Origin of the sequence: Sphingobacterium sp. BS-2, assembly GCF_046161205.1 — a bacterium.
Taxonomy (GTDB): domain Bacteria; phylum Bacteroidota; class Bacteroidia; order Sphingobacteriales; family Sphingobacteriaceae; genus Sphingobacterium; species Sphingobacterium mizutaii.
Window position 1 is genome coordinate 502,649 of record NZ_JBIXGO010000019.1, and the last position, 26,087, is coordinate 528,735.

24 protein-coding genes are annotated in these 26,087 nt (G+C 40.4%); 14 read left to right on the forward strand and 10 right to left on the reverse strand.

Features of this window, described 5'->3' with window-relative positions:
* Positions 1–4: 4 nt before the first annotated feature.
* The 4 genes from ACK2WI_RS14085 to ACK2WI_RS14100 all read right to left on the reverse strand — a co-directional run bounded on the left by ACK2WI_RS14085 (position 5) and on the right by ACK2WI_RS14100 (position 3,637).
* Positions 5–664, reverse strand: a complete 660-nt coding sequence (locus ACK2WI_RS14085; protein WP_093100652.1) for a heme exporter protein CcmB — start codon at positions 662–664, stop codon at positions 5–7.
* A gap of 53 nt (positions 665–717) precedes the next feature.
* Positions 718–1,095 (reverse strand): YtxH domain-containing protein, encoded by a 378-nt coding sequence (locus ACK2WI_RS14090; protein WP_093100650.1) that lies wholly within the window; start codon positions 1,093–1,095, stop codon positions 718–720.
* Positions 1,096–1,191: 96 nt separating this feature from the next.
* Positions 1,192–3,027 (reverse strand): ABC transporter ATP-binding protein, encoded by a 1,836-nt coding sequence (locus ACK2WI_RS14095; protein WP_093100649.1) that lies wholly within the window; start codon positions 3,025–3,027, stop codon positions 1,192–1,194.
* A gap of 58 nt (positions 3,028–3,085) precedes the next feature.
* Positions 3,086–3,637, reverse strand: coding sequence for a hypothetical protein (locus tag ACK2WI_RS14100; protein WP_093100647.1), 552 nt, complete (start codon positions 3,635–3,637; stop codon positions 3,086–3,088).
* A gap of 209 nt (positions 3,638–3,846) precedes the next feature.
* On the opposite strand from ACK2WI_RS14100, the gene ACK2WI_RS14105 reads away from it, so the two are divergent.
* Positions 3,847–5,148 (forward strand): LVIVD repeat-containing protein, encoded by a 1,302-nt coding sequence (locus tag ACK2WI_RS14105; RefSeq protein ID WP_409151409.1) that lies wholly within the window; start codon positions 3,847–3,849, stop codon positions 5,146–5,148.
* A 6-nt stretch (positions 5,149–5,154) separates the two neighbouring features.
* Entirely contained in the window at positions 5,155–5,769 is a 615-nt protein-coding gene (locus ACK2WI_RS14110; protein ID WP_409151410.1) for a hypothetical protein, read from the forward strand.
* A gap of 305 nt (positions 5,770–6,074) precedes the next feature.
* Here the strand turns inward: ACK2WI_RS14110 and ACK2WI_RS14115 are convergent, their stop codons facing one another.
* Positions 6,075–6,863 (reverse strand): S-adenosyl-l-methionine hydroxide adenosyltransferase family protein, encoded by a 789-nt coding sequence (locus tag ACK2WI_RS14115; protein ID WP_093100642.1) that lies wholly within the window; start codon positions 6,861–6,863, stop codon positions 6,075–6,077.
* Between the two features lie 256 nt (positions 6,864–7,119).
* Between ACK2WI_RS14115 and ACK2WI_RS14120 the strand changes: the two genes are divergently transcribed.
* The 11 genes from ACK2WI_RS14120 (at position 7,120) to ACK2WI_RS14170 (ending at position 17,241) form a co-directional block, all read left to right on the forward strand.
* Complete coding sequence (locus tag ACK2WI_RS14120) at positions 7,120–8,091, forward strand: PhoH family protein (protein ID WP_093100641.1); 972 nt, start codon at positions 7,120–7,122, stop codon at positions 8,089–8,091.
* 32 nt (positions 8,092–8,123) lie between these two features.
* Entirely contained in the window at positions 8,124–9,071 is a 948-nt protein-coding gene (locus ACK2WI_RS14125) for a phosphoribosylaminoimidazolesuccinocarboxamide synthase (protein ID WP_312697350.1), read from the forward strand.
* A gap of 31 nt (positions 9,072–9,102) precedes the next feature.
* Entirely contained in the window at positions 9,103–9,480 is a 378-nt protein-coding gene (locus ACK2WI_RS14130; RefSeq protein WP_093100638.1) for an STAS domain-containing protein, read from the forward strand.
* A 1-nt stretch (position 9,481) separates the two neighbouring features.
* The gene (locus ACK2WI_RS14135) at positions 9,482–10,396 is read left to right on the forward strand and encodes a ribonuclease Z (RefSeq protein WP_409151411.1); all 915 of its coding nucleotides are present in this window, start codon (positions 9,482–9,484) and stop codon (positions 10,394–10,396) included.
* A 55-nt stretch (positions 10,397–10,451) separates the two neighbouring features.
* Complete coding sequence (gene hisC / locus ACK2WI_RS14140; RefSeq protein ID WP_093100635.1) at positions 10,452–11,504, forward strand: histidinol-phosphate transaminase; 1,053 nt, start codon at positions 10,452–10,454, stop codon at positions 11,502–11,504.
* A 6-nt stretch (positions 11,505–11,510) separates the two neighbouring features.
* Entirely contained in the window at positions 11,511–12,650 is a 1,140-nt protein-coding gene (gene hisB, locus ACK2WI_RS14145; protein WP_093100633.1) for a bifunctional histidinol-phosphatase/imidazoleglycerol-phosphate dehydratase HisB, read from the forward strand.
* A gap of 39 nt (positions 12,651–12,689) precedes the next feature.
* Positions 12,690–13,280 carry an imidazole glycerol phosphate synthase subunit HisH gene (gene hisH / locus ACK2WI_RS14150; protein WP_093100632.1) on the forward strand — a complete coding sequence of 197 codons (591 nt, stop codon included), beginning with the start codon at positions 12,690–12,692 and terminating at the stop codon, positions 13,278–13,280.
* A gap of 15 nt (positions 13,281–13,295) precedes the next feature.
* Positions 13,296–14,048, forward strand: coding sequence for a HisA/HisF-related TIM barrel protein (locus ACK2WI_RS14155; protein WP_093100631.1), 753 nt, complete (start codon positions 13,296–13,298; stop codon positions 14,046–14,048).
* A 1-nt stretch (position 14,049) separates the two neighbouring features.
* On the forward strand, positions 14,050–14,805 hold the full coding sequence (hisF, locus tag ACK2WI_RS14160) for an imidazole glycerol phosphate synthase subunit HisF (RefSeq protein ID WP_093100629.1): 756 nt from the start codon (positions 14,050–14,052) through the stop codon (positions 14,803–14,805).
* Between the two features lie 13 nt (positions 14,806–14,818).
* Positions 14,819–15,406, forward strand: a complete 588-nt coding sequence (gene hisIE / locus ACK2WI_RS14165; protein ID WP_093100628.1) for a bifunctional phosphoribosyl-AMP cyclohydrolase/phosphoribosyl-ATP diphosphatase HisIE — start codon at positions 14,819–14,821, stop codon at positions 15,404–15,406.
* Positions 15,407–16,323: 917 nt separating this feature from the next.
* Entirely contained in the window at positions 16,324–17,241 is a 918-nt protein-coding gene (locus ACK2WI_RS14170) for a WD40 repeat domain-containing protein (protein ID WP_409151412.1), read from the forward strand.
* Here ACK2WI_RS14170 and ACK2WI_RS14175 read toward each other — a convergent pair.
* From ACK2WI_RS14175 to dacB, 5 genes are all read right to left on the reverse strand, one after another.
* Positions 17,213–18,007 carry a hypothetical protein gene (locus ACK2WI_RS14175; protein WP_409151413.1) on the reverse strand — a complete coding sequence of 265 codons (795 nt, stop codon included), beginning with the start codon at positions 18,005–18,007 and terminating at the stop codon, positions 17,213–17,215. The two genes, ACK2WI_RS14170 and ACK2WI_RS14175, sit on opposite strands and share 29 nt — an antisense overlap.
* An 85-nt stretch (positions 18,008–18,092) precedes the next feature.
* The gene (locus tag ACK2WI_RS14180; protein ID WP_313369008.1) at positions 18,093–18,569 is read right to left on the reverse strand and encodes a GAF domain-containing protein; all 477 of its coding nucleotides are present in this window, start codon (positions 18,567–18,569) and stop codon (positions 18,093–18,095) included.
* Between the two features lie 1,137 nt (positions 18,570–19,706).
* On the reverse strand, positions 19,707–20,291 hold the full coding sequence (gene ruvA / locus ACK2WI_RS14185; RefSeq protein WP_312696540.1) for a Holliday junction branch migration protein RuvA: 585 nt from the start codon (positions 20,289–20,291) through the stop codon (positions 19,707–19,709).
* A 9-nt stretch (positions 20,292–20,300) separates the two neighbouring features.
* Positions 20,301–22,586 carry an NADP-dependent malic enzyme gene (locus ACK2WI_RS14190; RefSeq protein WP_093100621.1) on the reverse strand — a complete coding sequence of 762 codons (2,286 nt, stop codon included), beginning with the start codon at positions 22,584–22,586 and terminating at the stop codon, positions 20,301–20,303.
* A 49-nt stretch (positions 22,587–22,635) separates the two neighbouring features.
* Complete coding sequence (dacB, locus tag ACK2WI_RS14195) at positions 22,636–24,075, reverse strand: D-alanyl-D-alanine carboxypeptidase/D-alanyl-D-alanine-endopeptidase (protein WP_409151414.1); 1,440 nt, start codon at positions 24,073–24,075, stop codon at positions 22,636–22,638.
* A gap of 128 nt (positions 24,076–24,203) precedes the next feature.
* On the opposite strand from dacB, the gene ACK2WI_RS14200 reads away from it, so the two are divergent.
* Positions 24,204–25,979: an aminopeptidase P family protein gene (locus ACK2WI_RS14200; RefSeq protein ID WP_409151415.1), complete on the forward strand. Its 1,776-nt coding sequence runs from the start codon at positions 24,204–24,206 to the stop codon at positions 25,977–25,979.
* Positions 25,980–26,087: the final 108 nt, after the last annotated feature.

Genomic DNA, 26,087 nt, shown 5'->3' on the forward strand with positions numbered 1-26,087 from the left:
AAAATCAATCTCGCCAAAGGTAAGGAAATAACAGCAAAGAAATAGCAATTGTAACGACATTAATTGCCAATAAAACAGCAATATCAGCCCAGCTGCCCGATAAAAAGCCGCCCATTAATGCAGATCGGGAAAGTTTGATCAAGATGATCAATAAAGGAATGATCACTGGGAAACTCAATATCGCCATGATCGTACTGTTGTTGCCTGCCTTTGCACTGATTCCCGCAATCATCGTAAAAACTGTGGCAAAGGAAATGCTGCCCAAGAATATACTTAATAGATAGACCGGCAGGTTTCCAATTTCGGTTTTGAAGATCAGGTTATAGACGATAAAGGCAATGGCGGTCATCAAGATCATCACCAATGAATTGTAAATGATTTTGGCTAAGATGATTGCCTTAGGTCCAACGATCGCATAATAATAGAGGTGGCGATTTCCGGTTTCCTGGATGAAACTACGGCTCATGGCGTTGATTGCCGCAAATAAGAGGATGATCCAGAACAAAGTGTTCCAAACTATAGTATCCACAGATTTGAATGATTGATAACATACAAATACTGTGGATACCACATAAAGTAAGATGCTGTTGATGGCATATTTAGATCGCCATTCTAAAATAACATCTTTATATATTAATGTTTTTACTTGTTCGAGCAGATTCATGTATCGCAAAGATACAAATCAATCTGCTGAGCAATGTATGATTGCGCTAGAAATTAAGCGTTTTTAATTTCTGATTTCGCTTTGTCTGCTGCGTCTTCAGCTCTGTTTGCTAAATTATGCGCCGCATCTGATGCTTTACCTGCCCATTCGTTTGCTTTTGATGAAGCTTTGTCTAAAGCATCACGGCCAGCATTCTTAGCACGGTCTTTAAGGTTTTCTAAATCATCTTTCGCTGATTTAGCAAGTTTTTGTGCTCTTTTTGCTTCTTTTTTAGAAAGATCCTTGATCGATTTAGTTAAGCTCTTTATGCCATCATTCGCACGATCTAGTTGTTTCTTTCCGTCTTCTGTTCCTAATAAGTAGTATGCTGCAGTACCAACTGCTAAACCTAGTAAGGCAAATGCCACTAATCCGTTTCTATTTTTTTCCATGATTCTATTATTTTATCCTATTTAGTCTAATATGTTCTGTTAATGATAAACAAGGTATAAGCCAAAATGTTTTTTGCTTCCCTAAATTAACAAAAATTAACTTTCAACCACGTGAAGGGACTGTAAGGTATAGAGATGATGGTATAATCCGCTGCCTTTTTCCATTAATTCTTGGTGATTTCCCATATCTGAAATAATGCCATCTTCCACTACGATGATCTTATCAGCGTCTCGAATAGTGGACAGTCGGTGTGCGATAATAATAGACGTTCTGTTCTTCATCAGCTCGATCAAAGCTTGTTGAACCATTCTTTCAGATTCTGAATCCAAAGAAGAGGTTGCCTCATCCAAGATCAAGATAGCTGGGTCCTTTAATAGGGCACGAGCAATCGCAATCCTTTGTCTTTGTCCGCCTGATAATTTGACCCCGCGCTCACCCACGACCGTATCATAGCCTTCTGGGAAGTCCATGATAAACTGATGCGCGTTCGCACGTTTTGCTGCAGTAATGATGTCCTCCGCATCGGCAGTCAGATTGCCATAACTGATGTTCTCACGGATGGTCCCGCCAAACAAGAGTACATCCTGGGGAACAATGGCTACTTGGTTCCGGATATCGGTCAGTGCCAACTGGTCTGCAGGAATGCCATCATACTTGATCTGTCCACTGCTTGGTTGGTAAAATTTTAAAATCAAGGAAGCAATGGTCGATTTCCCAGTACCACTAGGACCAACGATCGCCAACTTTTTACCCGCAGCAACATGAAAGGAAATGTCTTTTAATATGGTTAGGTCAGGTCTAGTTGGATAGGCGAAGCTGACATGGTCAAATTGGATGTCACCATGCAATTCAACCTTGATCTCTTTATCCTCATCACTAACCTGGATATCTTCCTTGGGCTCGTTCAATATTTCTAGGACACGTTCACTTGCTCCAAGAGAGCGCTGCAAGGTCGCATAGAGCTCCGGGAAACTACCCATTGAGCCTGCAACAAACATGGAATAAAGGATATATGTAGTTAGATCTCCAACTGAAATTTCATGGATGGATACCAAGGACGCCCCGTACCAAATTACGATAATGACCGCTCCGAAGATGGCAAATATGATAAAGGAGGCAAAAATACCACGGTAAGTTGCGCCTTTTACCGCTAGTGCCACCGATTGGTTCAGCTTTTCTGCATAACGTTTTGATTCAAAGAATTCATTCACAAAGGCCTTTACATTGCTGATGCCCAATAAAGTTTCTTGAACGACAGAATTGGACTCTGCTAATTTATCCTGTGCTTCCCTAGATAGGTTTCGGATGAATCTTCCGAAAACAATCGCCACTATAATGATCAAGGGCAGGATGCACAAGTTCATCAAAGCCAACTTAGGCGATACCCAAATCAATAAGGCTACGCCAAAACCTAGACTAATGGTTTGCCTCAGCATTTCTGCCAAAGTGGTTGTCATCGTGTCCTGGATCTGTGAAAGGTCTGATGATAGACGGCTGTTCAATTCCCCAACCCGACGGTTAGCAAAGAAATCAATAGGCAAGGTAATCAAGCGATGGTAGGTATCTTTGCGGATATTGGCCAATGCTTTTTCGGCAATCTCCACAAACAATCGGATCCGAAAAAAAGAAATTACCGATTGAAAGGAAAGAATAACCAATGATAATCCGCCAATGTACATGACACTGGCCGGTAGCCATTCGTATTTTACCCTTCCTTGTGCTGCATCAATCATAGCACCCAAAAGCGCAGGAAAGGTCAACATCGTCAAACTGGAAAGGATAAGGAAAACCATCCCAATTATAAATTTCCATTTAAAAGGCTTGATGTAGGAAAATATCCGTAATGCTTTCTGGAAAATTTCTTTGTTCAGCTTCGGTTTGGGTAAATCCCCCGAATGGGTGTCTCCACTGTTCAATCTCGGTCTGGCCATGTACTAATTTCTTTCTCTTTTTGAGCAAAAGTACCAATATAAATAGGTCTTCTTATCACTATTCCGTCAATTTTTTGGGTTTATGCCTATTGTACTGATAAATCAGAAGGATTATTAATGCTATGATGACGATAACAGCCAAATAAATCAACACGCCATTGCCTGTATCCGTGCTTTCCATAGATTTCAACTCCTCCCGTAGTTTGTCATTTTCATTCTGAAGTTTGGTAATGGTTTTCATATACGCAGAAACCTGCATGTCGTATTCATTCGCCAAACGCTGATATCGTTCACTTTGGGCATCCTTCAGATCTAGTAATTTTCTTGTTTCCAAAAAGATATTGTTGTCGTTCAGTACAACCTGCCTCAGGATATCAATGGATTTCTGCATGTCCTTCTTGGTCTTGAACAGTCCGAAGACCCCAGTTTTTTTCTCCAAGGATTGATCATATTCCCCAAATCGGCGGCTCCGTTCATTCAACAAATGGTTCACGCGCTCGCGCTGTGCCTCGAAAGTTAAGGAGTCTGCCTTGACCGCCGTGCTATCTTGAGCGTGTAGCAGCTGGACAAAAAAGAGTGCAATTATAATGAAGAGACTATGTTTTTTCATATTCGTATGGATGATGCTTGCTTTATTGTTTTTTTAACATGGGTTCATTACCCGCAATTTTGCTGCCTATTTTTGTAATGATGTCGTTTTTTGGTCAGTTTATCCGGATTTGATCAATGAAATCTCATCCATGTGAAAAAATACAAGCAGCTGTAGCACTTGGACTTTGATTAACGTATATCATTTTATATACTCCAATTCTTAAACTTATGAAATCCACAACACTAACTGTGAAAAGATGCTTATTGCTGATTTTGCCAGTCCTGCTATTTTCTCTTTTTTGGGGCTGTGACAAAATTGACTCCGAGGGAAGCTATATCGCCAAGATTCCCATCTACAAAACCTTACGTGAAGTCAGGGCAAGCAATATTAGCATGGCTCAGCCTCAAACGATGGCAGCAACCGGTAAAATTTATCTGTATAAAGATTACTTATTGATCAATGAACCTAATAAAGGTATTCATATTTATGATAATAGCAATCCTGCCACGCCCAAGGCCCTAGGCTTTCTGCCGATCGTTGGGAATTTTGATCTCGGGGTTCAAAATGATTTACTCTATGTTGATAACATCGTCGATCTGTTGACCTTTGACATTTCCAATATCAACAAGCCTGTTTTGGTTAATCGGCAAAAGGATGTGTTCGCAGTCAAATATATTGTTGACAACAAACCGGTTAATGTTTTAAGAGATGATGATCCTGTACCGGTGGCTTACCGGGACTCTTTGGTGAGCTTTGCCGATGGTCGCGAATATAAGCCGGATGGACAACGTTATTTGGTTTATGAAAATCTAGGAAATGATTATACCACTTCAAATGGAGGGGGTAGCGGTGGAAACAGCGTTGGACAGGCAGGTTCATTGGCAAGGTTTGCCATTGCTGAAAACTTCCTTTTTGCCATTTTCCAGGATAAAGTGAAAAACTTCGACCTGCAAAATGCCCGTGCTCCAAAATTGATCAATGAAGTGAGTTTAGGTTTTGGGATCGAAACCTTGTTCCCATTCAAGAAATCTCTGTTTGTCGGTGCCAATAATGGCATGCATATCTTAGATATCAGCAACCCAACGAACCCAAAAGAGCTTGCTAACTATAGTCATGCCTTTGCATGTGATCCTGTTGTTGTCAATGATCATTATGCCTTTGTGACCTTGCGGACCGGTAATATTTGTAATGGCAACCAAAATGTCCTGGAGGTTGTCGATATCCGTGATCTGACCGCACCACAGTTATTGAAGAGCTATACGCTTAAAAACCCACATGGATTGGCTTTGACGGGTGATCACCTCTATGTTTGTGAAGGGCAATTCGGTTTGAAGAGCTTCAAGGTGTCGGATGTCAATGCCATTGATAAAAACATCATGCAGAATTTAGAAAACCTAAAGAGCTTTGATGTCATTGCCGGACCGAAATCATTGATTGTATTCGGCCCTGAAGGTATTTGCCAATTTGATTATGCTAACAAAGCCAATTTGAAACAATTGAGCTGTATTTCCATTAACCAGAAAAAATAACCCTTTATGAAGCAATGTTTCAAATTGTTTTTAGTCCTCCTATTAGGACTGAACGGTATTCAAGTTTTAATAGCCCAAGAGAAAAGATATATGAACCATACCGAATTTGGGGTCATGGCCTATGATATGACTTTTAGGGAAGCCGGCATTACAGCCCAAACCTTTAATGGATACCTGTTGAATCCGGACCTTGCCATTGGCGGAACTGCAGGATTCGAAAAATATGCTGTTGATGGCATCCATACCTTTTCCTCGGTCCCGATTTCCCTTGCTGTACGCTATACCTTTTTGGAGCCCGGTAAAGCTCGGTTAATTTCCGGATTAGATGCAGGTTACGGTATTATTTGGGAAGATGAACCTCGACGAAAGGCGGATATAGCTGGTGGAATACGGATTGCACCGGAATTGGGTGTTAAATTGAAATTATCCGAAGGGACTGGATTTATATCGTTCACTCTAGGTTATCAATACCAAGCCATTAAAGCTAAATATACCCAACAAAAGCCACCTATTTTTGAGCCCCACATGGACTACATCCAGGCTTATCCCATTGAGGGTTATGAGGAGACCAAAAAAATGGATGTGCATAGGTTCTCCCTAAAAGTTGGATTCGGTTTCTAAGCGAATTTCACGTTAAAATAATCCTAATAACCATAATTTGGGAGGCTGGCAAAGTGATTTGCTAGCCTTTGTTTTTTAAGGTCAGAAAAGGGGTTCTTTATTCGGGTTTTCTTTTGGTCTTATTCGAGACATGTTCGGGGAAATCCGATTCGCGTTCGGAAATTTCGGAATGATTCTCGAATGAGATTGGGATAAATTCTAGCGGGACTTACCTGTAAAATTCACACTTAACAATTTATCGTTTAGTGGATTGCAGGCGGGAAAAAAACGTGGAACATTTTATCGTTCAGACGGAGACAAGAAACTTATTTCTTGTCCAAGAACTCCACAAGAATGGTTTCATCTTGATAAAGTCCTAGTAGTTGGCTTGCATGGCCTTTGTTGATCGCTATCTCCAAGAAATTACTGATTCCGAAAAGGCATAGCTTCTCGCCTTCGGCAACTTCATTATAGTGCCAAGACAGGTTGCTGATCGTTTCGTTTCGTTTGAATCGTAGGATAAAATCTCGACCTTGTTGGACTTGGTTGAACAGGTCCTTGCTGATATTACTGATGACATTACCAAAGGAGTCAATGAAGGTGACATGACCTTTGATGCTGTTCTGGTTGTAGATGGGTTGAAAAGTAACTTTCTGTACCGCATTGTCGATTGGGAGGCCAATATCTTGGAGTTTACCGCCATCCGCGATATGACAGGCTGCTTTGGTCAGGATATCAGCAAGCGGGAAATGCAGGTACCGCAGATCCTGCATGATATTGATCTCGACCATTTCAGTGGGTTTGTCTTCTCCGATGATGATACTGAAGATCCCATTATCAGCACCGACAAAGAACTGACCTTTGTAGGCCATAGCTAGGTAACGGGAGTCTTCTTGGAAGACGGTGTCGATACCGATTAAGTGTACGGTGTTCTTAGGGAAGTACGGATAAGCGTTGTTGATGACGAAAGCCGCATGTTGTATACTGAAAGAAGGGATATCATGTGATATGTCAACAAGCCTAACATTCGGCAACTGCGAAATGATACTGCCTTTGAGTGCAGCTTGATAAAAATCGCGATGACCTAAATCGGTGGTTAACGTAATTACTCCCATAGTGTTCAGCAAGCCTGAAGCTAAAAAAATTATATTGTTATTTTGTTAAGCGAATTACAAAAATAGAAAAAGTAAATCGATTGCTAAATCTATTATGAATTAATACTTGCAATTGCTTTTAATTCTGCTCAATTAGTTTGTATTTTTGATTCAAGAAAGAGTGAAAAGGACATAATATTTTCGTTTTTTTGATATCTTTATTTGCACGCCAATCGGACAGGACGTGAAATATTCAGGAAATTAATTAGGAAACAATTTGAGCGAATTAGAAATCAATTTAGATGTTGTCAATTTGGTGACATTGTGGGGGGCTCAGAATGAAAATTTTGAGTTTATAAAGAAAGCTTTTCCGAAGTTACGTCTAGTAGCGCGAGGGAGTACCTTGAAGGTTTTAGGTGAAGAAGGGGAGCGGACAAGGTTTCAACAGGTATTTGATGATATTCTAGCTCATATCAACCAATTTCAGACGCTTTCCTTGTTGGAATTGGAAAGTTTGTTAGGATCTGTATCGAGTGTAAAACCCGTAATTGCAGAAAAGGAAGAAGGCGAACAGAAGGCTGCGGCTTTTAAAGGTGAACCAATCGTTTATGGTCCAAATGGTATCGTCGTCCGTGCTCGAACCCCAAATCAGCGACGGATGGTGGACAGTATCAATAAGAATGATATTCTCTTTGCGATCGGCCCAGCTGGTACCGGAAAAACCTATACTGCAGTTGCCCTAGCGGTAAGGGCGTTAAGGAATAAAGAAATCAAACGTATTATCCTGACCAGACCCGCGGTAGAGGCCGGAGAGAACTTAGGTTTCTTGCCGGGAGACCTAAAAGAAAAGGTTGATCCCTATTTACGTCCATTATATGATGCCTTGGATGATATGATTCCAGCAGAAAAACTTAAGGGATATCTTGAAAACAGAACAATTGAAGTGGCACCATTGGCATTTATGCGTGGTAGAACCTTGGACAATTGCTTCGTTATTCTCGATGAGGCACAAAATGCTACCGATATGCAGTTGAAGATGTTTTTAACGCGTATGGGACCAACAGCAAAGTTTATCGTGACTGGTGATATGACCCAGGTGGATTTGCCTAAAAAGACCCAATCTGGTTTGGTAAATGCCGTGAAAATTTTGGATGGGATCGAAGGGATAGACATGATTTACCTAAGCGGTTCGGATGTCGTTCGCCATAAGTTGGTGAAACGGATCTTGGAAGCTTACGGTGACATTTAAGATTAAATTAACGCGTTTCAGACGCACACACAATGAATACAATAAAAGAAACAAATTTTAATTTCAAGGGACAGACAGCATTTTATAGAGGAAAAGTAAGGGATGTATACAGCATCGGCGAGGACTACCTAGTTATGGTAGCATCTGATCGCATCTCTGCTTTTGATGTAGTTTTGCCAAAGCCAATTCCTTATAAAGGACAGGTATTGAACCAAATTGCGTCCAAATTTCTGTCTGCCACTTCTGATATCCTTCCAAACTGGGTCGCTTCCGTTCCAGATCCTAATGTTACAATCGGAAAAAAATGTGAACCCTTCAAGGTTGAAATGGTAATCCGTGGTTATGTTTCAGGTCATCTGTGGAGAACCTACCGTGATGGAGGAAGAGTGCTTTGTGGAGTGGAACTTCCTGAGGGATTAAAAGAGAATGATAAGTTGCCAACGCCAATCATTACTCCATCAACTAAAGCTGATGTGGGTCATGACGAGGATATTTCCAGAGCAGATATTATTGCAAGAGGGATTGTCTCGGAGGAGGATTATTCGCAACTGGAAAAGTATGCCCATGCTTTATACCAAAGGGGAACTGAGATTGCTGCTGAGCGAGGCTTGATCTTGGTGGATACCAAATATGAGTTTGGGAAGAAAGACGGTCAGATCTATTTGATTGATGAAATCCATACACCAGATTCTTCTCGTTATTTCTATGCAGAGGGCTATGAGGAACGCCAAGCAAAGGCAGAACCTCAGAAACAGCTGTCCAAAGAATTTGTGAGGCAATGGTTGATTGAAAATGGATTCCAAGGAAAAGATGGACAAAAAGTACCTGAAATGACCGAGGAAATTGTTAAATCCATTTCTGAGCGCTATATTGAGCTTTACGAACACATTACTGGAGAGAAATTTCTGATTCCAGAAGAAGCTGATGTGCTTGTGAGGGTGGAAAAGAATGTAGAGAAAGCTTTGGAAAAACTAATTTAAGCATTAACACAACTATTAATTTATTGAAAAGATGAAATTTACGGTAGACAAATACGATCGATATGTTGTAATAGAGCCTCTACAAGAGAGGTTGGACGGAGAAACTGCCGCAAGTTTGAAAGGCGAGTTTATGTTGCGCAATACTGGTGGGCAACGCAATATAGTATTAGACATGAACAACGTGAAGTCTACGGACGAAACGGGGATTCGCACAGGTCTTTTGGCTCGTCGTCTATGTAAATCACTAGGGGGATTATTTATCTTGACCAATCTGAATGAGGAGATATTGACGTATATCAAATCATTGGGTTTGGATAAATATTTGATCATTACAAAGAACATTGAAAAAGCCAAAGACTTGATCTTTGGAAACGAGATCCGTTTAGATTTAAAAGAAGAGCAAGAGTAATATGTTACGATTTGAGGTATTAATTTTAGGGAACAGTTCGGCAACACCTATGTTCGAGCGTCATCCTACATCTCAAGTGGTAAATTATAACGAGCAATTGTTTTTGATCGATTGTGGCGAGGGCACGCAGATGCAACTTTCAAAATATGGGATCAAGAGCAATCGCATAGATCATATCTTTATTAGCCATCTGCATGGAGATCATTATCTGGGCCTAGTAGGCTTGGTATCATCCATGCATTTGGTTGGAAGAAAGGCTGATCTTCATATCTATGGGCCTGCACCTTTGCAGGAAATCTTGGAACTACATTTTAAATATTCCGAAACGGTTATCCGTTATAATATCATCTTCCACCAAACGAATCCAGATCAGGAAGAGGTAATATTTGAATCGAGAATGTTAACTGTCAGGACCTTTCCTTTGATCCATCGAATTTCCTGTACTGGATTTCGATTTGATGAAGGCAAGCGAGCTGCTACTCTGCGAGCGGATAAAGTCGAGGAATTACAAATACCAAAAGTATACTTTGCAGCCTTGAAAAAAGGGATTGACTATGTGGATCCCCAAGGAAAGGTCTATGCAGCCAGTGATTTGACCTTGCCTGCACCGGCATCAAGAAGTTATGCCTATTGTTCGGATACCGTAAGGCATCCGATTTATCTGAATTCAATAGAAGGAGCTGATCTATTGTACCACGAGAGTACCTTTCTACATGAAATGGTAGACCGAGCCAAGGAAACTTTCCATACCACCTCTTTAGAGGCAGCAGAAATAGCAAAGGAAGCCCATGTAAAGAAGCTTTTACTTGGCCATTATTCAGCAAGATACAGGACTTTACAGCCACTATTGGAGGAAGCGCAGCAGGTTTTTCCGAACACCGAACTTTCAGTAGAAGGGAAATGGTTTTTAGTTTAGTGATTTTGTTTATTTTTGGCCATATTTACAGCTCGAAAAATTTTAGACTACTACAATGTCATTCAACTTAACCGCACTTCTTCGAGATAACATCAAGAACCTTGTGCCCTATTCTTCGGCACGAGATGAATTTAAGGGAGAAGCATCTGTCTTTTTAGATGCTAATGAGAACTCTTTTGGCTCCCCACTTCCACATGATTACAACCGTTATCCAGATCCCCTACAACATCAACTTAAGAATAAACTTTCCAAGATCAAGGGCGTGCCTGCGGAAAATATTTTCTTGGGGAACGGTTCTGATGAAGCCATTGATATTCTATACCGTGCTTTTTGCACTCCGAAATTAGATAATGTGATCTTGGTGCCTCCAACCTATGGGATGTATGAGGTTTCCGCCAATATCAACGATGTTGAAACGAGGAAAGTCAATCTGACCAAAGATTTTCAATTGGACTTGGACGGAATTGCAGAAGCTATTGATATGCATACTAAAATAATCTTTGTATGCTCGCCAAATAATCCAACAGGGAATAGTATCGATCCATTAGATATAGAAACACTTTTGGTGAATTTCTCCGGCTTAGTAGTAGTAGACGAGGCGTATATCAATTATTCGAAACAGAAATCATTTACCCATTCTTTACCGGAGTTTCCAAATTTGGTCATTTTACAGACCCTTTCAAAGGCTTGGGGCTTGGCTGCATTGCGCTTAGGCTTGGCTTTTGCGAGTAAGGAAATCATCGAGGTCTTCAATAAGATCAAACCTCCTTATAACATCAATCAAGCTACACAGGATTTAGTTCTGGAAGCTTTGGAAAATGTAGAGGTGGTCAATGAGTGGATTAAAACAACTGTTGCAGAAAGGGAAGAGCTGGCCAAGAAACTGGAGGCCTTTCCGCAGGTTGAACATATCACACCATCAGATGCCAACTTTATCTTGGTCAAACTGGAGCAACCTAAAGAATTATATGCACACTTGGTGGGTAGAGGCATTATTGTTCGCGACCGCTCCAAAGTGGCCTTATGTGAGGGTTGTCTAAGGATTACGATCGGTACTAAGGTTGAAAACGAAAAATTATTAGAAGAGATCCAACAATTTTATAAATAAGTAAGCATGGCTGATCAATTAAAAAGAATATTGTTTATCGACAGAGATGGAACTTTGATATTAGAGCCGGAGGATGAGCAGATCGATTCCTTTGCTAAGTTGAAGTTTTATCCGGGAGCTTTGCAGTACTTGCCTAAAATTGCAAAAGAACTAGATTTTGAATTGGTATTGGTAAGTAATCAAGATGGATTGGGGACTTCCTCCCATCCAGAAGAAAACTTCTGGCCAGTACACCAATTTGTATTGGATACCTTTTCAGGTGAAGGGGTGACCTTTGTCAAAGAACATATAGACAAGACATTTCCGCATGAGAATGCGGAGACCCGTAAGCCAGGAATTGGAATGTTAAAAGAATATTTCGATGAAAGCAAGTTTGACTTGGCGAATTCCTTTGTCATCGGAGACCGTGTCAATGATGTGAAGTTGGCCCAGAACCTTGGCGCAAAAGCCATTTGGTTAAGGAATAACGATGAATTGGGTAAACTCGAAAATGTAGCGATTTCGGAAGATTGCATTGGATTGGAAACCAGTGATTGGAAATCCATCTATGAGTTCTTGAAATTGGGTAGCCGTACTGGTGAGCACCATCGTAAGACCAATGAAACGGATATCTATATTAAATTGAACTTAGACGGAAGTGGAAAATCCGATATAGAGACCGGACTTCCATTTTTCGACCATATGTTGGATCAATTAGCCCGCCACGGTGCTTTGGATCTAACGATTAAAGCCAAAGGTGATCTGCATATCGATGAGCACCATACCATCGAAGATACAGGGATTGCATTGGGTGAAATCTTTTTGAATGTGCTGGGAAATAAGCGTGGAATTGAACGTTATGCCTATACCTTACCGATGGATGATTGTCTAGCGCAAGTTGCCATTGATTTTGGAGGTAGGAATTGGATCGTCTGGGATGCTGAATTCAAGCGTGAGAAAATAGGAGACATGCCAACAGAAATGTTCTTCCATTTCTTTAAATCCTTTTCAGATGCTTCAAAATCTAATTTGAACATACAGGCAACTGGAGATAACGAACACCATAAAATAGAGGCGATCTTCAAGGCTTTCGCGAAAACCATCAAAAAAGCAGTACGCAGAGATGTTGACAATATGCAACTTCCAAGTACAAAAGGACTTCTATAAAAACGAAATGGGATTTGATGGGTTATATATAAAGGAATTATGATTGGGATAGTAAACTATGGAGCTGGAAATATATTCTCCATAACTGCAGCCTTAAAGCGCCTAAACATTTCTTATGGAATGATCAATGTTCCAGCGGATTTTGAGCAGTATGAGAGGATTATTATTCCAGGGGTCGGACATGCAGGGGCTGCCATGCAAAAATTGCTGGATTCTGGCCTTTCCGAAACGATCAGAACCTTAAAAAAGCCTGTTTTAGGGATCTGTGTGGGGATGCAACTGATGACAGATTATTCGGAGGAAGGAAATGCGGACCTATTGGGGATTATTCCATTAAAGACGTTACATTTTGAAGATAGGGTAAAAGAGAAGGTGCCTCATATGGGTTGGAATAGCATTAATTTTGACGAGAATTGTCCACTTTTTAAGGAAATTCCTAATAATTCCTATTTTTATTTCGTTCATTCTTATTACATTGAACATGAATTAACCTACGGCATAGCAACTTGTGAGTACGGATTGCCATTCTCGGCAGCAATAGCAAAGGATAATTTCTGGGCGGTACAATTTCATCCTGAGAAATCAGGGAAATTTGGGGAGCAATTGTTGCTGAATTTTAATGAATTATAAATGAATTTTTAGACTATGTATATTATACCTGCAATTGATGTATTGGACAAACAGGTTGTCCGTTTGAGAGAGGGTAACTATGAAGATGTTACAACTTACTCCATTACTTTGGAAGAACAAATTGAGAAATACCATGCAAATGGTACTGAAATCGTCCATATCATTGATTTAAATGGTGCTAAAGGAGATTTCAGTAATCAAGAGTACTTGTTTGACATCATTAGGAGAACCGAAATGAAAGTCCAATATGGTGGTGGTGTCCGTAGTATCGAGAAAGTTAAGGAATTGGTTGATGCAGGTGTTTATCGCGTTATTGTCGGTACGCAAGCTATTACAAACCCGACCTTTTTGGAAGAGCTGAGCAAGCTGAACGAAGGAAGGATTAAATATGCTGATCACATTGTGATCGCCATCGATGTATTGGATGAAGTCATCAAATATTCAGGATGGTTGGAGAGTTCCCCGATCAAATTAATCGAATACATTGATAAATGCTTAGCCTTAGGTTTTTACCGCTTTTTGTGCACTGATATCAGTAAAGATGGGAAATTAGGTGGTGCTGGTGTAGAATTGTACAAGAAATTATTGGATCATTCACCAATTATCAAACTGATCGGTTCTGGTGGTATCAGCTCTATGGCAGATATTGAAGAATTGAACAATTTAGGTAAAATGGAGTCCGTGGTTGTTGGAAAGGCGATCTATGAAAATAGGATCAGCATTGAAGAGATCAAGGCTTGGAATCTAAAAGCATTAATCAGTTTATAGCATGCTAGCAAAGCGGATTATTCCTTGTTTGGATGTAAAGGATGGCCGAACGGTAAAGGGGGTGAACTTTGTAGACCTTCGAGATGCAGGAGATCCTGTTGAATTAGCTTGGCAATATTCGCAACAGGGAGCTGATGAACTGGTTTTTCTGGATATTACAGCCACCCATGAGCGTCGTAAGACGACTGTGGATTTGGTAAAGGCAGTAGCCAGTCAGATCAATATTCCATTTACCATTGGAGGTGGAATCAATGAGCTTTCGGATGCGGATGTACTGCTGAATGCTGGTGCGGATAAAATCTCCATCAATTCAGCTGCGGTACGTAATCCGGAACTCTTGGATCAATTTGCAAAGGCATTTGGGGTTCAATTCGTGGTGTTGGCGGTTGATACCCGATTAGTAAATGGTAAGAATTTTGTCCACTTACGTGGAGGACGGGACCTTACCGATATTGAAACCGAAGATTGGATCAAGGAAGCAGAAAATAGAGGTGCAGGTGAAATCCTGTTAACTTCCATGGACCATGATGGAACTAAAAATGGATTTGATAATGGCTTGTTGAAAAAGATCAATGATTCTATACATATTCCATTGATTGCATCGGGTGGAGCAGGTAATCAGCAACATTTTGTTGATGTATTCCAACAGTCTAATGTGGATGCAGCCCTTGCAGCCTCGGTATTTCACTATGGGGAGATACTGATCCCTGAATTAAAAGAAACATTGCACGCCAATGGAATTTCCATTAGGCGTTGATAATACATAAAACATGAGTATTGATTTTAACAAAGGTGACGGACTTGTTCCAGTAATTATCCAAGACAACCAGACTTTGGAAGTGCTGATGCTTGGCTATATGAACGAAGAGGCCTGGAACAAAACCCAAGAGGAGAAAAAGGTGACTTTCTTTTCAAGGAGCAAAAATAGACTATGGACAAAAGGCGAAGAAAGCGGAAACTTTCTTCATGTTGTTAGTACTCATATCGACTGTGATCAAGATACCATCTTGGTCAAAGCAGACCCCGTAGGGCCTACTTGCCATACAGGAAACCGTAGCTGCTTTAATACGGAATTCAACCAAAACTTTTTATTGCAATTGGAGCGGATCGTTCAGCATCGTATCGACTTTCCTACTGATGAATCCTATGTGAACCGCTTGAGATCTAGAGGGATCAATAAAATTGCACAAAAGGTCGGCGAGGAAGCAGTTGAAACCGTTATTGCGGCATTAACCGAAACCGAAAAGGATTTCATCAATGAAACGTCCGATTTGATGTTCCACCTGATCGTATTGCTGAAGGAGAAAGGTATGAGCCTGGAAACTATTGCAAAGAACCTAGAAGGAAGGCATCAATAAGAGGTCAAGATATTTTTAATAGAGGAGTCCCTGGCCATTGGCTGGGGATTTTTTGTTTGGGAGCCGAACCGAACCCTGGTTCATCTGCATGTGGCAGACTTATTCGATACTCCCATTTCAAATTTAATTGAACTGCGTAATTGAACCCCTCTTGGGGTTCCATTATTTTAGCTAGCATGGTACGTTAGCCTGAAAGTCGCGCAAAAACGATGTTCGATTAATCGAACATCGTTTTTGCATTAGCCCTATATTTTTCAATACCATAGCTAAAATAATTCATCCCCGCAGGGGATGTATGGCGGATAAAAATATTCTTCTGATAAATAAATATGGGCCTGAATGGCTTGAAAAACATTTTTATTAAATTATTTATTGGTAAGGCCTGCCCGATGGGTCTCGGAATAATCCACTCTTCATTTGAAATGGTTTTCTCAAACTTACGATGACACTGACCCTTAAAATAATAAAAAATAGATTCAGAGTGAAACGAAGAATCACTCCTTAGCGAATTTCCCATTCTGAATGATAAGTGAAGAATCTGAACGGTTCATCACCTTCATGTCCTGTCATCCGGTACCGAAGGTACAGGAACTGTTCGCCAATACAAACCTTTTATTTATTCAAAATATGCGGCGGGCGTATGCGATACGCCCCTACGGAATTGTGGCCAAAAATAGTCTAGGAGGCCATTTTCAAACCCAGATCTTGGTCCATCCGGTGGGTGAGCGGAGCCGAACTCCGCATCCCATTAATCCTGGTTCCACCCAGATCTTGGTCTATCCTCCCATCCCGTACCCTGAGCGTCGTCGAAGGGCATCCTGGTTCAAATCGCCCGTATCGTAAGACTTATGTCAGCATTTGGGATAGAGGCGGACATTCCTTTTATTTCTGTGCAATCAAGGGTATATTTGTATAACATGAATCTAGAAAAGATTAATATCAACCTAAATGGGACCTTATCCGGTCATCAAAATCCAGTATTTGCTTTGGCAATTTCAAGTGTGGATCCGAATATTTTATTTACGGGAGGCAACGATAAAGGTGTTGTCGAATGGGACTTGCAAAGTAAGAGCTTTAAAAGGATCTTGTGTAAGGTAGGAAGTTCTGTGTATTCTTTATTTCCTATCCCAGGAACTTCCTTGCTGGCGATAGGGATGAGATCTGGTCAGATATTAATCGTCGATACAGAGAGCCTCAGTTTAAAGGCTAATTTAAAGGTGGAACAGGGTGCAGTGTTTTCGATCAAGACCATTCCCGGTAAACAGGAATTGATTGCAATTGGTGAGGAAGGTTATGCTTATGTATGGAGTTTAGAGAGCTATGAGCTGCTTTATAGATTTAAGGTTTCCAATACCACGGTTAGGGTCATTGAGGTGGATAAGGAAGGCTCTTCTGTAGCTTTTGGCGATAAGAGCGGAGAGATTCATCTTTTCCATGCGGATGATTTCCGGGAAGTGAAGAAAAGAAAGGTGCATGAGTTACCCGTAACTAGTTTGCAATTTGATCCTTTGGGGAATTTGTTGTCAGGGGGAAGGGATGCGAAATTATTTAAGTTGGATACCAATTTGGACACCCTTCAAGAGATTGTTCCACACATGTTCACGGTTTATGGGATTGCCTTGAATTCTGAGGAAAATCTGTTGGCAACCGTGAGTAGGGATAAGACCTTAAAGGTTTGGCGCTTGGAAGACTTGGCCTTGATCAAGAATGTGTCGCGGGATAAAGGCTATGATAGCCATTATCTTTCCATCAATAATATGTTATGGGATCAAGATCGGATCTTTACAGTTAGTGATGACAAGACTATTAAGTTATGGACGGTGGTTCCTGCATAGTTATGCTAAGCATTTTCCTTCTGACAGAACATCTATAATAATTAAATGCTGTAAAGATTAAACCCAAGATCATGGAAATAATCAGGAAAGGCAAGATGTCATATTGGGTAGGAAGAGGGTCTTGTTTGTTTTCAACGTATGCACCATAGCTTCCCCAAGCCAATACCGCTGAGACAGAAGGCAGATAGTTGTAATAAGAATAGGCCAGCATGCAGGCACAAGTAATGGCCAAGGCCAACAAGTTCAAATAAAAGAATAAAGGATCTCCAATGGAGGGGCTCAGTTTGACAAGAATTACAGCAAAATTAAAGCCTATAACGAACATTAACCAACCGGTAAAAACCCCAAAACCTAAGCGGATAAAATATCGAGTAAAAGAATTGGTCGTCAACCTCTGGATTTGGATCCGTTTGTTGATCAGCATTACAGAAACCAAACAGATTATAGAATACAATAAGGACCAATAGAAATAATCATTGTGTTTTAAGGTCATACTTAAACCGAGCGCCATCTGATTTAAGATCAATAAATAGTCTATTTTTTGAACTTTTTTGACCACGTTTTCATTTAAGCTGTTTTTTTGCGTTCCGACATACATCATATAGGTTGCCAATACCATATTGAAAGCGATAAAGTTCCAGATTTGATAGGCAAACTTTGCTGGGGTTAAATAGGATGGGTAGAAGGCTATGGTATCCGTGAATGAAAAACTAAATAGTAAGCCATTTTCTAGGCATGCAATCCATAGAAAATTTAATGCTACCATCACTAAATTTAAAAAAGATAATGTCTTCGGTGCTGCCATGCTCGGTTAATAGTTAATGTGTTTGGCATGACAAATATAAAGAATTTTACTGAGAATTAAGTAGGTCTAAAATGGTATTTAGATATTGCTTATCGATTAAGTCAAACGAATTTAATTCTTTGCTGTCGACATCTAGAATTGCGATACATTTTCCATTTTGAAAGAGAGGAACAACTATTTCAGATTTCGACAAAGAGGAACAGGCAATATGTCCTGGGAATTCGTCTACATTGGGAACAATCAGAGTTTCTTCATTTGCCCATGCCGTTCCGCATACGCCTCTATTGTAGGCAATTCGTGTACAGGCTACAGGTCCTTGGAAAGGTCCAAGTACCAATTCTTTTCCTTCTACTAGATAGAATCCTACCCAAAAGAAATTGAACTGTTCTTTTAATGCGGCACAGATATTTGCGAGATTGGCAATAAAATTAGTTTCGCCTTGTAGTAGGCCTTTAATCTGTGGTACCAAGGATTGATATTGTTGTTCTTTACTTCCGCTTGCAATATGTAAATCTTCTGCCATGGTTTGGAGGGTTTTTGTATTACAAATATACGGAATTGATAGGGGATATTTGAACCAGGATGGAAAGGATAAGAGGAAGGACCAAGAACATTTTGTGGCAAGGTTCGTAGGGGCGGTATTGAATACGCCCGCAGCATATAAATCAGAAAAATATTTCACCCCCGCTAGGCAATTTCATTAAGTTAAGAAAAAAGCAAAATTTAGATTCTTCGTTACTTTTGAAGCGCAAAAGTAACCAAAACGCTTCGGCCCATTTAAGGTGGCTTTTCGCACGGCCTCCCGCAAATGGATAGAATGCCTTGTTGTCGGGAATATCTTTCAAGAGATCATCCCATTAAAAGGGATGATCTCTTGAAAGCATTCCAAGGCCAATCCCATCGCACGGGGCATCGGCATTCTATCCATTTTTCCGCCACTGGAAATGAGCCGGGGGCTAAAGGTGCTTCCTTCGGAAGGATGAATGTTTGTTGACTCACTAACTATGCATAATTCTAGCAAGAGATAACCCTAGAGGGGTTCAATTATTTTAGCAATCCCATCGCACAGAGCATCGGCATTCTATTCCATTTTTCCGCCACTGGAAATGAGCCGGGGGCTAAAGGGCTTCCTGCGGAAGGATGAATGTTTGTGTAAATTGGGAACCCCTGGAAGGGGTGAAATCTTTGTAGAAAATCAAATCGCTTGACGTATAACCCACAGCGTGGGTGAAATATTTTTCTGAAAATCCTATTTAGGGTTTATTAAGAAAAAAATAGTTCCCTCATCTTACGATTTCGGGATGACAGCCATCCTTAAAAAAAATAAAAAATAGATTCTTCGCTGCGCTCTGAATCCCTCTTTGGAATATCCAATTCTGAACGATTAGTGAAGAATCTGTACGGTTCTCCTCCAATAGGTCCTGTCATTCTGTACCGAAGGTACAGGACCTGTACGCCCATGCAATCTTTGTTTGATTTAATAAAAAATAGTTTGCTCATCTTGCGATTCGCGATGACAATCTGTCTAAGGAAAAAGAACAAAAATAGATTCTTCGGATTCGGAGCAGGATGGGAGGATAGGCCAAGATTAATCAACAAAAAAGAGGTTATCTGAACAAGATAACCTCTTTTTTGACTTTTATTGAAAGATAATTAATCTTTATAGGCGTTTTAAGGCGGCTTTGATTAATTGCTCTACAGAAAGATCTGGTTCGGCGGTATAGATAGCCTGAAGGGCTTTTTCCGCTTGTGCTTTTGGGAAACCTAACATCACCAATGCAGTCAATGCTTCTTCGGCTGAAGAAGGTTTGCTGACTACTAATGGAATCAATGCATCTGGACCTTGCTTTTTAAGTTTATCCTGTAATTCAAGGATTACCCGTTGTGCTGTTTTGGGTCCTATCCCTTTGATTTTCTGAATGACATTGACCTGTCCGTTGACGATAGCTTGTTGGATCTCTTCCGGAGTAATGGAAGAAAGCATCATTCTACCCGTGTTAGGGCCGATTCCCGAAACCGAGATCAAATGGTGAAAGAGATGTCTTTCAGCTTCCGTCGCGAAACCAAACAAAGTTTGGGAATCTTCACGTACCTGAAAGGAAGCATACAGCTTACATTCTTCCTGATCTTTGATCTGGCTATAAGTGGTCAATGAAATATGCAAGTAATAGCCAATTCCTCCCACTTCTAAAACGACATGGGTAGGTGCTTTAAAAACTAGTTTACCTTTAAAATATTCGTACATAAGCAAAGCTTACTGATTTTTTGATTCTTTTTCGTGTTCAATGGCATCAACTACCGCAATGGTAACCATATTTACAATTTCACGAACAGAACTATCCAATTGTAATACGTGGATAGGTTTGTTCATTCCTAATAGAACAGGTCCTACAGCCTCAGCATTTCCAACTTCTTGCAACAATTTATAAGAAATGTTGCCCGATTCTAGGTTAGGGAATACCAAAGTATTTGCAGGTTCGCCATTTAATGTAGAGAATGGGAAGTTGTCTGCCAATAAGTTTTTGTTCAAAGCAAAGTTTGCTTGGATTTCACCGTCAGCAACGATATCTGGATGTTCCTTATGCAAGATGCTTACTGCTTCCCTTACTTTATCCGAAATATCTCCAATATTAGAACCAAAGTTAGAGTAAGATAACATCGCTAAACGAGGCTTAACGTTGAATCTTTTAACTGCTGAATCTAATAATACGGCGATATCTGCAAGTTCACGGGCGCTAGGGTTGGAGTTTACGGTTGTATCACCAAAGAATAGAGGTCCTTGGCTTGTCAACATGATGTACATACCTGCAACTCTGCTACCTGGTTTTGCTCCGATTACTTGTAATGCCGGGCGGATGGTTGAAGCATAATTGCGTGTCAAACCTGATATAAGGGTGTCTGCATCGCCAAATTCAACCATACTTGCTGCAAAGTAGTTACGGTTGGTCATTAACTTGCGGGAATCCAATTTATTGACGCCTCTACGTTGTCTTTTTTGGTATAAGTGCTCCGCATATCTTTCAAATCTTTCGGATTTGATCTCAGCTTGAGGGTCGATGATCTCTACACCATCCAATTCAAAACCATATTCATGGATCAAATTGTTGATTTTTTCTTGGTTACCCAATAGGATTGGGAAAGCAATTCCTTCTTCTTTAACAATTTGAGCAGCACGAAGGGTTTTATAATTATCGGCTTCTGCAAATACAACACGTTTAGGATTAGATTTTGCCTTAGCGGTAATGGTACGGATCAATCGTTCGTCCTTACCCAATCTTTTACGTAATTCATCGCGGTATGCATCCCAATCTTCGATTACCTTACGCGCAACACCAGATTCAATAGCAGCTTTTGCAACCGCTACGGAAACCTCAGTAATCAAGCGTGGGTCGGTAGGTTTAGGAATCACATAATCAATACCGAAACGGATGTTGTTGGCATTGTAAGCAATATTTACTTCTTCAGGGACAGGTTGTTTTGCTAATTCCGCAATAGCTTTTACAGCGGCAATTTTCATTGCTTCGTTGATAGCAGTAGCTCTTACGTCTAATGCACCACGGAAGATATAAGGGAAACCAAGAACGTTGTTTACTTGGTTAGGGAAGTCAGAGCGTCCGGTACCCATAATAATATCATCGCGAGTTTCAAGTGCAAGCTCATAAGCGATTTCAGGATTAGGGTTTGCCATTGCTAATACGATTGGTTTTGGAGCCATGCTTTTCAACATTTCTGGCGTCAAAACATCTGCAGCGGAAAGACCGATGAAAACATCAGCATCTTTTACCGCATCAGCTAAGGTATGGATATCGCGGTCGGTTGCCCATTCAGCTTTTGTAGGGTCTAAAACCTCACGGTCCTTACGGATAACCCCTTTACTGTCGCACATCACGATGTTGTCTTTATTAGCGCCTACAGCCACGTACATCGCCGTACACGATATTGCCGCAGCACCTGCACCATTCACCACGATTTTCAGGTCAGCGATATTTTTGCCTTGTAACTCAGAAGCGTTGATTAGAGCAGCCCCAGAAATAATTGCAGTACCATGTTGGTCATCGTGCATGACTGGGATGTTCATTTCTGCTTTTAGACGGCGTTCAATTTCAAAACACTCAGGAGCTTTGATATCTTCTAGGTTCACACCACCGAATGTTGGTTCCAAAGCTTTAACGATATTGACAAATTCATCAACGTTTTTGGTATCTAATTCGATGTCAAATACATCGATATCGGCGAAGATTTTGAAAAGTAATCCTTTACCTTCCATTACGGGTTTACCAGCTTGGGCACCGATGTCACCAAGGCCCAATACGGCAGTACCATTACTGATCACGGCTACCAAGTTACCCTTGGCAGTATATTTATAAGCGTCTTCGCTGTTTTCTGCAATTGCCAGACAAGGCTCGGCTACACCTGGGGAATAGGCTAAAGATAAGTCTCTTTGTGAACTATGTGGTTTTGTAGGAACCACTGCTATTTTACCCGGACGCCCCATAGCATGGTAGTTTAAAGCGTCTTTCTTTCTGTTGATGTTACTCATTACAATTTTGGTTTATACTAATATTTCATGATTATCACCTAGTAATAATCTACTTTAATACATCTAATAATTTAAACATACGCTGGCGCATCTGTCCAGCCGGACCTTGATAGTTGTTGACTAGCAAGGTAAAGGTATATTCTTGCCCGTCGCTGGATTTTTGATAACCAGTATATCCTAATACACCTCCAATAGTACCACTTTTCATGGTAGTATTGTTAATTGTTGGCAAAGATTTTAAAAACTCATCATACCAAGGTCTTCCCTTTGCATATTGCATGATTTTACTCATAGCCAAAGTGGTCACTCTATTCTGAGGAGATAATCCTGAACCATCGAAAGTATTGATGGCACTTGGGTCGATTGATAATTTGTTCTGCCAATATTTTGAAACCAGGGTTGCCGATTTTTCGGTGTCGTATTCCATCGCTGAGACTACTCCGATTAATTTTAGCAGAGACTCACCGTATAGGTTGATGCTTTTTTGGTTGAACCAATGTACAATTTCTCCTAATCGAGGCGATTTAATCAGAAGGATTGAATTTCTCTTTTCATCCAAGATGCTTGCAGAATCCATGTCTGTTAATCGTTTACCTGTTGTAACCCTGTTCAGTGAATCTGCAACAAAGATAGAATCCCTGCCAAGGACATCAGAGAGCGAATATGCTAAGTCCAATGCTGGATCAGGTACTGAAATTTCAATTGTTTTTTTGAGATTAGCACCATAGGTACCCCTTAGGTAAACTTGGGTCGAATAAGGAGCTGAATAGGCATATACATTATCACCCGATCCATTGGCTCCTGTTTTTACTTCATTGATTAAATGGTAGAATGGAGCTTTTTGTACAGGCTGTAAGGTTGCTGGTTTGCCAGGCGAACTAGGTGTGAAATTGATTCCGAGTTTGTTTTCTTTCCAATTCAATGCAGAGAATCCAGCACCGTAATAATTTCCAATATCGGTCCACATCCAAGTTCCGGGAACATCATAGCCATTGAAGAAAATATCATCAGCAATGATTTTACCATTAATTTTTTTGATACCGAGCTTTTTGATGGCTTCAGACCACTTAGCCAGTATGACTTCCGGTTTTGTATCAGGGTATCTATCACTACCAAGGGTTGGGTCGCCCTTACCTTCGATAATGATATTGCCATGTAAAGTGCCTAAAGAGTCAATCTGACCGGTGTAAAACAGTTCAGTGTTGAAGGTGAAATCTGCACTTAATAGGTCTAAGGCCGTAATGGAAGTAATTACTTTCAAGGTTGATGCGGTAGGCATTCCGATCTGGTTATTGCTGTCGAAAACAATTTCACCAGTTTTAGAGTTAATGACCGTCAAGGAAGCCATGCCATTTTTTAGAGACGGGTTCTTGCTAAAAGCATCAAATGCCGTTTGGACTTTTGCCTTTACTCCTTGGGCTTGTACTGTTTGCGTGTTTAGGACGCTAATAACAGCAAGGAAATAAAAAAATGAAAAAAATCTTCTCATAGGTAGCAAATATCGTAATCTACTGCACAAGTAGTACATTTAAATTGTAAAATTTCAAATGTATGATGAAGTAAATGTATTAATTGTGAGAGTTTTTATAACTTGCAGGGATTATTAAAAATTACATAATGAAATACATCGATAAGTTAGCTTCCATCCGTAAAGAGATGAAAGAAAAGGGTGTAGATGCCTATATAATTCCCTCCTCCGATCCACATATTAGCGAATACCTTCCAGAAAGATACAAGTGCATAGCTTGGACATCAGGTTTTACCGGTTCTGCTGGGACATTAGCCATTACGCAAGATTTTGCAGGCTTATGGACTGATTCACGTTATTTTGTTCAAGCCAATGAGCAATTGGCGGGAACAGGCTTTGAATTGGTTAAACTACAAGTCCAAGGCAAAGCAGAATATGCGACTTGGCTTTCTAAAACATTTAAAAAAGGCGATACTGTAGCTTTCGATGGTAATTTAGCTTCTGTTGCAGTGGCTCAAGCTGTACAAACAGAATTGGAACCTTTGGGTATACAAGTCAACGGACATTTAGACCTATTGGAAGCAATTTGGGAAAATAGACCCGAACTACCTGCTGAAAAAGCATATCTATTAGATGTAAACACGACTGGTCAGTCGACAAAAGATAAGATTTCAACAGTAAAGTCAAAACTTAAGGATAAAAGAGCGGATGTTCATTTTGTTTCTTCCTTGGATGATTTGGCATGGATCCTTAATATCCGTGGGAATGATGTTCATTGCAATCCAGTTGTATTAGGATTCTTGTTGATCCAAGAGGATAAAAACACCTTGTTTATTGGCTCAGGGAAATTGTCTTCAGCTGATATTTCCTCTTTAAAGGATTCTGGAGTTGAAGTAGCTGACTATCAAGGTGCGTTTGAGGCTGTAAAACAGTTGAAAGGAGAGCGTATTTTATTAGATCCTAAGCGTACTTGTTTTGCTATCTATGATTCTGTTCCAGAAAACATCGAAATTTTGGAAGATATGAATCCTTCAACCTCATTGAAATCTATTAAAAACAAAGTTGAGGTTGATCATACTCGTCATGCCATGATTAAGGATGGTGTTGCATTGACAAAATTCTTTAAATGGGTTGAGGAAAATGTAGCCTCAGGTGAACTCTCGGAAATTTCTATTGCCGAGAAATTACAAGCCTTGCGAGCCGCTTCAGAAGGATTTGTTGATATCTCATTTGATACCATTGCTGGCTATAAAGCTCATGGTGCTTTACCACATTATAAAGCAACAGAAAGCAGTAATTCAGTATTGAAACCTGAGGGATTATTGTTGGTGGATTCAGGTGGTCAATACCTAGATGGAACCACTGATATTACCCGTGTTATTTCATTAGGTCAAATAAAACCTGAGGAGAAAACCGATTATACCATCGTTCTTAAGGGGACTATTGAAGGCTCCCAGGCGGTATTCCCTACTGGAACCCGAGGTTATTCAATTGACGCAATAACCAGAAGGCCGATTTGGGAAACGATGCGCAATTATGGACATGGTACCGGACATGGGGTTGGATTTTTCTTGAACGTTCATGAAGGACCTCAGACCTTCAATATGGCAGCAATCGATATTCCTGTTGAGGAAGGTATGATCACCTCCATTGAACCGGGATTATATAGAGAAGGTCATTATGGAATCCGCATTGAGAATCTAGTGCTTTCGAAAAAAGTAGAGAGTAATCAATTTGGTGATTTCATGGATTTTGAGACTTTAACGGTTTGTTATATCGATACGGCTTTGGTTGATAAAAACCTACTGGATCAGAAACATATTGATTGGTTAAACCACTATAATGGTTGGGTGTTTGAAAAGTTGTCTCCGAAATTGGATGAAGGAGAAAAAGCTTGGTTGAAAGAGAAAACCAAAGCTATATAGGTTTTAGCCCTTTATTTGAACCAGGATTGATGGGATGGGAGGATGGACCAAGATCTGGGAAGGAACCAGGATGCCCTCCTCTCATCCCTTGAATCCTGGTTCAACCCC